This window comes from Flavobacterium granuli, from assembly GCF_900129705.1.
Taxonomy (GTDB): Bacteria; Bacteroidota; Bacteroidia; order Flavobacteriales; family Flavobacteriaceae; genus Flavobacterium; species Flavobacterium granuli.
The window spans coordinates 107,382-119,948 of record NZ_FQWO01000010.1; the positions used below are offsets into that span (position 1 = coordinate 107,382).

At 35.4% G+C, this 12,567-nt stretch carries 4 protein-coding genes; 2 read left to right on the forward strand and 2 right to left on the reverse strand.

The genetic code is table 11. The features are described 5' to 3' along the window. The first annotated feature begins 148 nt into the window (after positions 1-148). Together BUB25_RS12855 and BUB25_RS12860 are read left to right on the forward strand one after the other, a co-directional pair. Entirely contained in the window at positions 149-1,912 is a 1,764-nt protein-coding gene (locus BUB25_RS12855; protein WP_244533824.1) for a helix-turn-helix domain-containing protein, read from the forward strand. Positions 1,913-2,005: 93 nt separating this feature from the next. After that, positions 2,006-2,182 carry a histone H1 gene (locus BUB25_RS12860; protein WP_072945012.1) on the forward strand — a complete coding sequence of 59 codons (177 nt, stop codon included), beginning with the start codon at positions 2,006-2,008 and terminating at the stop codon, positions 2,180-2,182. A gap of 960 nt (positions 2,183-3,142) precedes the next feature. Here BUB25_RS12860 and BUB25_RS12865 read toward each other — a convergent pair. Together BUB25_RS12865 and BUB25_RS12870 are read right to left on the reverse strand one after the other, a co-directional pair. Further along, positions 3,143-3,976 (reverse strand): outer membrane beta-barrel protein, encoded by an 834-nt coding sequence (locus BUB25_RS12865; protein WP_072945014.1) that lies wholly within the window; start codon positions 3,974-3,976, stop codon positions 3,143-3,145. A gap of 71 nt (positions 3,977-4,047) precedes the next feature. Next, positions 4,048-12,048, reverse strand: a complete 8,001-nt coding sequence (locus BUB25_RS12870; RefSeq protein ID WP_072945016.1) for an MBG domain-containing protein — start codon at positions 12,046-12,048, stop codon at positions 4,048-4,050. Positions 12,049-12,567: the final 519 nt, after the last annotated feature.

Below are 12,567 nucleotides of genomic sequence, written 5' to 3' on the forward strand. Positions count from 1 at the left end.
AAACAAATCTATAGGATCTAAAACACCTTTGCAACAACATGGTGGTGGGTTTTCTGAATTTCAACTATGGATTTTCACGAAATCCAACACTATTCTCCTGTTAATAAATTGTTATTTATCAACAGATTATCTTATTTTTGAAGTTGGTTTGGCTGAAAGTATTCAGTACGTAGCTCTTGCAACAACAGGATTGTTTCCAGACAAAGAACAATCCCCGAATTTAATTGATGCGCCTATGAAACAGCTTTTTAGATTAGTGCTACTCGTTCCCTTTTGGCTACAGTCGCAAAACGCCTCGTTCCAAATTCCGGATTCGATCCAGCACAAAGATTTTCGTTATTTGGAAGACCGGATTTATCAGTTTAGAAATGACAGTACCAAAGCTGCCCTATACTTGTTTAGTTATGTCAAAAAAGCAAAAGTGGAGAAAAACTGGCGGGAACTTCAAAATGGATACCAAAACCTATTGCATCAGTCTCCCCCAGTCCTGCGTTTAATTTATGCCGACAGCATGCTGTATGCGGCAAAAAAGACAAAAGAGGATGCCGCTATAGGGGCTGCTTTCTTAACTAAAGGAATCGTTTTTTTCGCTCAAAAAAAGCACAAAGAGGCCTTAGACAACTATCTGACTGCCAACGAATACATTGCCAAAACAGACGATCACTACCTCATATATAAAGTAAAATACAACATGGCACAGCTCAAAAACTACCTGAGTTTTTACGATGAAGCCATCGCTCTATTGCGAGAATGCATCAACTACTATAAAAAAAACCATGACAGAGCCTACCTCAATTCCTTGCATTCGTTGGGACTTTCCTATAATAAGCTGGGGAATTATGGGCTGTGTTCCCAAACTAATGCCGAAGGAATCAGAGAAAGCGAAAAGCGAGCTGTCCCGGAAATGAGTACTTATTTTAGGCATTCGGAGGGAGTCAATCAGTATTTCCTCAAAAATTACCAACAGGCGATTGATTATCTGAAAAATACAGTCGCTGTCTTAGAAAATAACGACGATTTTGCCAATGAGGCAGTCGCTAACTTTTACATTGGCAAAAGTTATTGGAACCTTAAAAACCAGCAAACTGCCATCCCCTATTTTTCTAAAGTGGACCAGATTCTTAACAGCAGGCAGTTTACGCGGAGGGATTTACTGGAAAGCTATGTATTATTGATTCATTATTATAAAGCAAAACATGATCCCAAACTACATCTGTATTATATAGACCAGTTCTTCAAAGCAGAGCATTTACTGCATGAAACCAACCGTTACCTCGCTTCCAAAGTGCACAAAGAGTATGACAGTAAAAGCTATTTGATTGAAAAAGAAAAATTAGAACGTAAGGTGGATACAGAGAAATACCATAGAATCCTTTCTATAGCTATTATCAGCTTTCTATTCTTACTATTAGTTTTTATAAGCTATCGCCACTACAAAAAAAATAGCGTGTATAAAAAGAAGTTTGAAGCGCTTATGGGTAAAAGCAGTGAAGCTAAAAAAGAAACCAACAAAATACCGCCTATTGGTATTGCCGACATCAATCCAACAGTAGCAGCTGAACTAATCAAACAACTGGAAAAATGGGAAGAGGATAAGAAATTCCTAGAGCAAGACATTTCCCTAGTGAAACTAGCCGCTGCTTTTAATTCCAATACCAAATACCTTTCTCTGATTGTGTACCACTACCGTCAGAAAAAATTTGTAACTTATGTCAACGATCTGAAAATAGATTATCTGATTCAGGCGCTTCAGGAAAATAAGCAGTTACGACAGTATAAGCAGAAAGCCTTGGCCGATGAAATAGGCTTTAGCTCTATCCAGCGTTTTGCCCATGCTTTTCAGGCAAGAGCTGAAATGCCTGCTTCCTATTTTATAGCTCAGCTCCTAAAAGAAGAGACGGCAACCGACTAGCATGTAAGAATTACTTTGTAATTTTATTCTTTAGCTTAATTAAACTATAACGAAAATTATTAGTTTTGCGCTCTAACTTAATATCGTATTATCATGACTGATTTAATCCAAAAAATCAATGCCGAATTTGAAACATTCAAAACAGAATCTGGATCTTTAATAGAGAAAGGAATTAAAGCAGCCGGACCAAGAGCCCGTAAATCTACCCTAGAGCTAGAGAAACTATTAAAAGAGTTTAGAAAAGTATCTATAGCGTCAACTAAAGAATAAATGACCGCTTTGAAGCCCTCTATGAACATGCCCCAAAAAGTTAGACACTATTTGGGGCATTTTTTTATTTGTCTTCCCTGGTATACCACAGCAAACTTAGGTTTTCAACCCAAATCATCAAAAAAGAAGCAAATCTAAGTTACTATAAAATATTTCTAAAAATATTATAATACAATGATTTTAAAGCTAAGTACAACCATTTCATAGCTTCTCAGTACAACTGCCAGTAATCCGAGGTCAGCAGACATCAAATTGAGGAATGTCGAACTCTCTCTGGTTCCCAACCAGAACGGTGCGAAACAGCAGGAGCAAATCCTTGTAATTTGCTTTCAAAATTGTGCCTTAGCTAATAATCATCAACTGCAAAAATCTATAATTTTTACAACATATGTTGAGAATTAGTTTAAAAATTGTAATTTAGCTAATAATCCACAACCTAAGTTAAAGAAAGTGAATTTATCTAATAGTTGTGAATTGCTTTCAAAATTGTATTTAAACTTATAATCCACAACACAATCGGGCTGAATAGCTTGGGACATTTGGTTTGTCCTCCAAAACTAAACTGTATCCTTGTTTTTCTACAAGCTTTATCTTGACTATTAATTGAAGCTAGCTATCTGTTTTTTTTAGAAACAAATAAATTGCACTTTTACAATGAATGCAATACTGCAAATTCCAGTGATATTGACCACCCAATTCCAATTTTAATTGCCCCATAAAAAACATTAAAAAAATCGATTTCAAACACAAAACAGTTTATTAAAAATCAACAAATTATCATTTATTTTCACGAACAGCACCTAATAGAATTCAGTTGTCATTTCAAATTGGAATTGGGTGGTCAACGCCATTGGAATTTACATGATGGCTAAGTTAGCATGTCCAAAGACTATCTTATTTTTTAATTTAGATAGTCAATTAGTGCTAAAAAAAGGGAATTTATGAACAACAAAAATATATTTATTTAAAATTCCATCCTAATGTTACCCCAAAAGCAACAGGTTTAATTTCAGCATTTTTATCTGTACCATACAATCCATTAGCCTTTCTATCTGTAACTGATGTTGGATTATAACCTATATAAGACTCATTTTTATCTTGATCAAGGATAGATCCATACCCACTTTCAAGAAACATAGCTGCATACAATGAATTTTTAGTACCCATATCAAATGTAAATCCTAACTCAAGCATGCTCATCACAATGCCCTTAGTTTGGTATTCGCCAGTTGCCGAATAGTTACTTTGACCTCCAAAACCATACTCCGGTAAATTATCAATAGTCAAATTAACATCTGGATAATAAGCTGTGCCATTTACATTATTTGCTGTTGCTTCTATTTTATATTTTACAGGCAAAAAGTACTTAGCTCCTACTCTAAAATTAAAATCTACACCTTTATTAATGTTTGTTTTGTACTGCACAAAAAGTGGAATTTGAATGGCATGTAAGCTTTGCTTTTCTTTGTAATTACTTGCTGTAATCCTGTATTCAAAAGCAGAAGTAGAAGGATCGATCTCATAATTAGTTAAGGTTACCGACGAATTACTTAAAGAAACATCTTGCTTGTATTGAGAAAATTCTACACCACCCCCAATGCCGATATGGTGGGTTAGGGAATAAATATAACCCGCTTTTATGGCACCTCCAAGTGCATAACCAGCAGTAGTTCCTTTAACATCACTTTGAATATTCCCAATGCCTGCTTGGGCACCTATATAAAACTGAGCAGCCATTCCCTGAGAAATTAGGAAGACTATAACTCCTATTATGTTTTTAATATTAAATTTCATATGTATATTTTTTGTTATTAGAATAATCCGTCCTCATTTACAAAAAATGAGGACTTCATACTCTTGATTATTTAATTTTTAACTAGAAGATTTTTGGTGAAAATTTTACCATTTGCTAGAGTCATTCTAACTATATAAATCCCCTCAACAGTTGGCGCTTTTAAAGTCACTGAATTTTGACTAGTTATTTTATTCTCCATCAAGACACCAATCATATTAAAAACCTCAACATGTGCATTCTGTAATCTAGAAGACGATACATTAGTAAGTAGCTCATAAGTTGCATCCGGTTTAACAGGGTTAGGTACAATTTTTATGTATTCCTCTTCTACTGTTGGAGATAAAATTAATGGACAGCTAGTAATTAATGTTCCGTCCAATTTTGTAGCCACTGCATAATAAGTCCCATTAAGAGCACCGCTTTCTTTAAAATATTGATTCGTTTGGCTTGGAACTAAAACACCATTTTTATACCAAGTATATGATTTAAAACTCTTAGAACTATTGTCAAAGAATATAATATCTTCAAACTGTTTTCTAATTAAATTTGGCTGACTATTTACTACTGGCAATACCACTAATGGAGCTGCATTATAATTATTATTTCCCGTTTGTGAGGCAGTAATAGAAGCTGAACCGTAGTCTTTAGAAATTACTGAACCATTTACAACTGCTACAACATCACTATTAGAAGAAGTGTAATTGACAACTAAACCACTATTAGATGTAGCATTTAACAATACTGAATTCTGACCATCACAACCTAATGTTATAGCTTGATTCCAAGTAATCAGCTGATCAGCTTTAGTAATACTAAAATCAGTTCCTACATAAGTAATAGTATAATTCAAGCCTGCACTCAAAGTACCTTGATTAATAGCATAAACACCTACATCATTCCCAACAGTTCTTATTAAAGATCCTGTAAACACATCACCATTTACTAAACTTGGTGAAACGGAATAACTAAAAATTGGATCTATTGTTCCATACACTTTTGTTTGAGAGAAATTAGCCGAAACAGTAATTGGCTTGGCAGTAATACCAAAATCTTTACTTACATAGCTAATAGTATAATTTGAACCAGCACTCAAACTTCCTAGTGTAATAGCATAAGTCCCTACATTCTCTCCCGCATTTCTGCTTAGCATTCCAGTGAACAAATCGACACCAACTAAACTTGGTGAAACGGTGTAAGCAAAAATTGGATCTGTTGTTCCATACACTTTTGTTTGAGAAGCAGTAGCCGTAACGGTAATTGGCTTAGCTGTAATAGTAAAATCTTTACTGACATAGCTAATAGTATAATTAGATCCGGCACTCAAACTTCCTTCTGTAATAGCATAAGTTCCTATATTCTCTCCAGCATTTCTGGTTAGAGTTCCAGTGAATGAATCGCTACCAACTAAACTTGGTGAAACTGAATAAGTAAAAATTGGATCTGTTGTTCCGTACACTTTTGTTTGAGAAGCAGTAGCCGTAACGGTAATTGGCTGAGCTGTAATCGTAAAATCTTTACTAACATAGCTAATAGTATAATTAGATCCAGCACTCAAACTTCCTTGTGTAATAGCATAAGTTCCTATATTCTCTCCTGTAGCTCTTGTTAAAGCTCCTGAAAAAGTATCGCTTCCTACTAAACTTGGCGAAACTGAATAAATATAAACAGGATCAACAACACCATACACTTTAGATTGAGAGGCAGTAGCCGTGACTGTAATTGGCTTAGCTGTAATCGTAAAATCTTTACTTACATAGCTAATAGTATAATTAGATCCAGCACTCAAACTTCCTTGTGTAATAGCATAAGTCCCTATATTCTCTCCTGTAGCTCTTGTTAAAGCTCCTGAAAAAGTATCGCTTCCTACTAAACTTGGTGAAACTGAATAAGCAAAAACAGGATCAACAACACCATAAACTTTATTCTGAGAAGCAGTAGCCGTAACTGTAATTGGCTTAGCTGTAATAGTAAAATCATTACTTACATAGCTAATAGTATAATTAGAACCGGCACTCAAACTTCCTTCTGTAATAGCATAAGTTCCTATATTTTCTCCAGCATTTCTCGTTAGCACTCCAGTGAACGAATCGCTACCAACTAAACTTGGAGAAACTGAATAACTATAAACAGGATTAACAATACCATAAACTTTCGTTTGAGAAGCAGTAGCCGTAACGGTAATTGGCTTAGCTATAATAGTAAAATCTTTACTGACATAGCTAATAGTATAATTAGATCCGGCACTCAAACTTCCTTGTGTAATAGCATAAGTCCCTATATTCTCTCCTGTAGCTCTTGTTAAAGCTCCTGAAAAAGTATCACTTCCTACTAAACTTGGCGAAACTGTATAAGTAAAAGTTGGATCTGTTGTTCCGTACACTTTTGTTTGAAAAGCAGTAGCCATAACTGTAATTGGCTTAGCTATAATAGTAAAATCTTTACTAACATAGCTAATAGTATAATTAGATCCGGCACTCAAACTTCCTTGTGTAATAGCATAAGTCCCTATATTCTCTCCTGTAGCTCTTGTTAAAGCTCCTGAAAAAGTATCGCTTCCTACTAAACTTGGTGAAACTGAATAAGTAAAAATTGGATCTGTTGTTCCATACACTTTTGTTTGAGAAGCTGTAGCCGTAACGGTAATTGGCTGAGCTGTAATCGTAAAATCTTTACTTACATAGCTGATAGTATAATTAGATCCGGCACTCAAACTTCCTTGTGTAATAGCATAAGTTCCTATATTCTCTCCTGTAGCTCTTGTTAAAGCTCCTGAAAAAGTATCGCTTCCTACTAAACTTGGTGAAACTGAATAAGTAAAAATTGGATCTGTTGTTCCATACACTTTTGTTTGAGAAGCAGTAGCCTTAACGGTAATTGGCTGAGCTGTAATCGTAAAATCTTTACTTACATAGCTAATAGTATAATTAGATCCAGCACTCAAACTTCCTTCTGTAATAGCATAAGTTCCTACATTCTCTCCAGTATTTCTGGTTAGCGTTCCAGTGAACGAATCGCTACCAACTAAACTTGGAGAAACTGAATAAGCAAAAACAGGATCAACAACACCATAAACTTTATTCTGAGAAGCAGTAGCCGTAACTGTAATTGGCTTAGCTAAAATATCTGCTGTGGTTGTTGCGGTCGTATTGACTGTATAGTTTGCTGCATCTGCGCCACTGATGGTGATACCAAAGATACTTACCGTTTTATCTACTCCAACATTCTTGTTATTAAAAGTAGCCGTTGTGTTCGATACTGATAGTATGTCTCCGTTTACTCTATCATCTGATAATGCTACTGTAGCCATAGTACTGCCGTCGTAAGTTTTATCTGTTGCCGTTGCTGTTACCGTCAAGGTTCTGGCAGTAACATTAGCGGTGAATGTTGGTTGTAAAATTGTATAGTTAACTGCATCAGTGCCACTTAACATATATCCCGCAGTAGTGATGGAAATTCCTGTACCTACGTTTGCATCTGCAAAAGTATAAGTTGGTGTACCATTTAAGGAAGCGATATCTCCATTTTCAATACCTGTTAAGTTAACTGTACCACTCACTGTCGCTATCTTAGTTGCATCGTAAACTTTATCGACTGCAATTAGCCCAGAAACATTCAATTCTTTTTTCAAGATAATCCCATCATTTACAACCAAACTTTCTGGTGCGGTATATTTAGAAGCATCAGTACCTCCAATAGTGTAAACCACCGTAATTGTTTTGCTGGTACCTGCAATTTTATTATCATAGGTAGCTTCTCCAGTAACTGTGACGTCATCGCCTGATTGAATCCCTAATAAATCAATATTAGAAACCGAAGCTAGATTAGTACCATTATACGTTTTTGACTTAGCCAAATTCTGACTATTTACAGTCAAATTAATTTTAGTTTGAACTCGGTACAAAGCGTAAGTATTTCCTGCAACCAAAACAGGGTTAAATGTTGTTGTAGTTTCGTCTACTACCATTCTGGTATTTGAAGCATCTCCCACTAAATCTGTAAGTCCGGTGCTTCCTGCTTCTGAACCACTAAATAATTTGGCAATACCACTTGATCCAGTAGTAATTATTGGAGTTCCAGACACAAGAATATCCCCACCTGTTTTTACCCCAATATTCTTGCTTTTACCTGCATTAAGAATTATGGCATTCAAAGAGGAAGAAGTTGTCGTTAAATTTCCTGCCAATGTCAAATTTCCCTCATTGGTAGCAATCTCAATTTCGCCTGTCGCATTTATATCTTCCAGCGTAAGCGCATTACTATCAAGATATTTGATTGTACCTGTATCAGCGGTTAAACTGTTTATATTATTTCCTGAATTAGAAAAATCATATACAACTCCCGAGCCCAACAATTCGAGATTATTGGCAGTGATGACACCAGCATAGTTAATAAATGTATTCGAATTAAACGTGATATCTCCACTAAATGGATTTATACCATCGAAACCTATGGCACTGTTTGTATTTCCAGGCCACTGATTTATACCTGCAACATTTGAGTTAGCGGAAGTACCCTCCAAATTAATCGTTCCAGTTTGAGAAACGATTTGTTCTTGTCCTCCTCCAAATAAGAAAATCCCTCCATATTGATTATTAAACCCAGTACTTTTTAATCTTCCCTTAATATCTATAGCTCCCGATACATTTTTTATCATGACTGTGCTATTGGCATTTCCAAAGGAATAAAGTCCTACTCCAGCTCCATAAGTTTGCTCACTAAAGTCTGTTTCTCCAAGAATGGTGATTTTACCCGATGTACTTGCAATAGTAGCTGTTGTATTGTCCTCAACCGTTCCCATTAACAATCCATAATGCCAGCTGCCATCATTATTCGTAGCTGTAGAGATGGCTTTTAAATCTATGTTTCCTGACCCTGAGACTAAAGAGCTTTGTTCCATATAAACCCCATTATAGCCATTTGAGACACCACTCACTCCGTCAGCGATACCCGAAACGGCTAAATTACCCGCATCTGTATTTACCGATGATTTAAAAAAAGTGATTCCATTTTTGTAATTATTGGTATTTGCTCCAATTGTAAAGGTGTGTATGGCACTTGCATAAGCACTACCATCTCCGACAGTTAATCCATTCCACGGAGTGGCACTTTGAGTACCTCCACCTATCCATAAATGTCCTCCATTTGTAGTGATAGCGCTCTGTTTCAAATAAATAGCTCCAGCCTTATCCTTGTCCGAATCTGACCATAGAACAGTGTTTAAAGCTTTCCCTGAAACTACTATAGAACTTCCTGTATTAAACATAATATTCCCAGTAGCTTTAAGAGTAAGAGTTCTTTCTGTACTAAGTGCTCCGCTGATATTGGTAGCTAAAACAATATTTCCGTTACAAGACTGTAAAATAAGATTTCCTGTATTCTGGAGATAATCAAGGATAACTGAAGCAGGAACTGTTGCATCACCTGCCGTTGTTAAAACACCATTGTTAATGGCGTATCCTGCACCAGATGCTATTGTTCCTATTGTAATTGTTCCTGCACAAGGAGGGCTGCTAGTGGTAAAACTCTCCTCATTGCCATAACTGGTTCCCACACTGTTAATAGCATAGGCTCGTACATAATAAGTAGTAGAAGCATTAAGTCCTGTAATAACTTCTGAAAAAGCACCTGTCCCTGTTCCATCCTGTACTTTGGTATTTGAAGTGGTTGGATTAGTGCTGGTAGCGTATACAAATCCGCGCTCAGTTACTGCCGCTCCACCATCAGCACTTACTTCTCCACTGAATGTAGCTCCAGATGGGGTAATATTCAAAACTGTTAAAGTGGTAACAGTCGATACACAAGCAATTCCACTTCCGGTAGTAGCTACGTTAGTGGAGGTTGCTCCGCCACCGCCGATGGTTATATTTCCATTATAAGTTTGCACTGCAGTTGGTGTAAACTTCACGTAAATTGGCTGTGAGTAACTTCCTCCTGATTGCACAAGATTTAGCGTGCTGGTATAGGTACCCCCTGCGGTTGTACTATATGTATATCCAGACAAAGCCCCAACTGTTATGTTAGCTGTTGTTAAATCTGTTCCTGAAATAGTGAATGAATTAGGAGCAGAGGTAGTGTTTAAACAAACATTGTCAAAACCGGTAAGTGAAGTAGTTGATAAAGCAGGAGAATTTGAAAGAACAGAATTATTAAAAACTAACGAATATACATTCATTTTATAATATCCCAATCTAGTAATACCAGTACCAGTCAACGACATCCTTTTCAGACCAGTATGTCCAGAGCTAAAAACCGGATCATAATCTAAAACATAAATAAAGCTATTACTTGAATCAACAAAAACATCATTATATCCTGTTTTTTGTTCATTTAATACTAATGTTGCACTGCCGCCACTGCCTAATGAAACTGCTTTTTTGTATAAGTACCCTTCATTGGTAGAGGATTTGTTCTCCGTCCAATAGGCCGTCCCATTAACTACGTTGAGCCCTTTTATATAATTAGACGTTGTGTACAAAACAGTAAGACCGGTCCCATCTGTATTACACTGAATTACTTTATATTTAGAATCAGAACATGTATTATAAACAAAATATAATTTACCGTTATCATATTCAATATCACCAATGTCGCATAAATCCAACATATCAAAAGATACAGCAGCTTTGCTACTACCATCAAGATTTGAAACCTGAATACCTGAATAACCAGAATAATATAGCTTATTCCCTCCAACGGCAACCCCTGTCAAACCGCTCTCATCTGCATTAGCTATAGTACCAACTCCAGTCCCATCCAGATTACAATAACTAACATTACTATAATCAGCATTAGACCAATAGATCTTGCCATTTGTTTCATCAATAGCAATGTCAAACCCTTTATAAGTATCACTTCCAGATAGCAGGGTATTTGGTTGAGTAACGGTTCCTGTAGTCCTATTTATGTCGGCAGAAAATAATTGTTGGTCAGCATGATCATTGACTAAATACATCTTGGTTCCATCAAAATCACTGCCAAGAAGTACTGGCAGGTTTGCAGATGTTGTAGTTGTACTATAAGCAGTAGTTCCTCCTGTAGTACTAATAACATGAAAAGTTCCATTATAATTTAAACCATTTGTACCGTCCCAAGCCCTAAAATCAAAAGTTGGAGTTCCAACTCCAGTTGGGACAAATCTAATTTTTGTTTTATTTTGATAAGGGGTAAGGCTGGCATCAGCCAATAAGTGAAGCGCATTTGAAGCACTTACTGATCCAAAATTAGCCCAACTACCCGATCCAACTTTGTATTGCCATGTTCCATTTATCGCAGTCTGATTGTAAATAGCAATCCCTCTGGGAACTGCAGTTTGAAAAGTAGTATTACGATCATCTGCATCGGTAATCAAATGTGCAGTAGGCTCGTTCATATCTACCAATTCATTGATATAAAAACCTTCATTATTAGTATCTGTTGACTTGATAGAACTCAAAGTATTGGTTAAAGAAGTATTTAAAACCGGCGCGACATTAGCTTGAACCACCATATAATAGTCTTCAACCTCTTCGGCTGTTCCGCAAGCTGTTGCTGTATCAGTTCCACCCTTTAACACAAAACGAATTCTTATATTTCCAGGTATAGCAGCTAATTCAGGAACTATCCCACCACCTGTAGTACTGCTGGAATTAGGAGGTACACTTGTATTATAATTAAGAAAAATCTCTAAAAGATCATCAAAATCCCCGTCATTGTTCCAATCGGCATAGCCTTTCAAATTAACTTGCTTAGCACTGCCAGTTGAATTGTTGATTGAATGAAAGAATGAAGAATAATGGTATTGATTTAAATTACCTGATGATGAACCTAATGTTGCTGTGTAACCACTATTTCCATTAGAAATATATGATTGAGAAGGCGTACCATAATTAAACTGAAGACTATTAATATAAACACCCGTATTGGAAATAGCTGGAGTACAGTAAGTTTGTGCCTTTAACTGCAAAGAAAGTAGGCAAAATAAGAAAATTAGATTAATAGAAAGTTTTCTATTTGTTAATAAATTCAATTTAGATTTAAATAAAACCCTGAATTGATTTATAAAAAAAGGGAAGTTTGAGTAGTTTTGTTTCATAATATTTTTGGGGGATCAGTGTAGAACTAAAAAATCATTTTATTCTAAATATTTTACAGAAGCAGGCTTGTTTTTTTAAGATAATTAATCTTAATGTATCATGAAAAGACACTTCTCTAGTAAAAATGGTTTCTGTTCATTTTTAGGTACTACACACATAAACAATAAAAAAGTATTCATTTTTTTCATAAGCAACTATATTTGGGATTAAGATTGATTTTCAATTTAACAAGAGGGGCAAACTTACAAAAAAAGGGGAAATTTTAACATTTGTTTATTAATTTTAGTTAATTATTTTATTAATTAGACACTGTTTTTCTAAGTCTTATTAGTAAACGAATTACTAGGATTTTGTCCACTATAAAACCTAAAACATTACTAGAAAAAGAAATAACTGAACTGTCTATAATTCTAGCTTACAAGTAAAATATTGTAACATTTCATTTATTAATGAAATACTCTTCCTTAAATTTTCATGTATTTAAAAGAATAGATAATCGATATTTTATCGATTATACA

Coding starts and splice junctions, on each gene's coding strand:
- BUB25_RS12860 (WP_072945012.1), top strand. CDS start 2,006: ATGACTGATTTAATCCAAAAAATCAATGCCGAATTTGAAACATTCAAA.
- BUB25_RS12865 (WP_072945014.1), bottom strand. CDS start 3,976: ATGAAATTTAATATTAAAAACATAATAGGAGTTATAGTCTTCCTAATT.
- BUB25_RS12870 (WP_072945016.1), bottom strand. CDS start 12,048: ATGAAACAAAACTACTCAAACTTCCCTTTTTTTATAAATCAATTCAGG.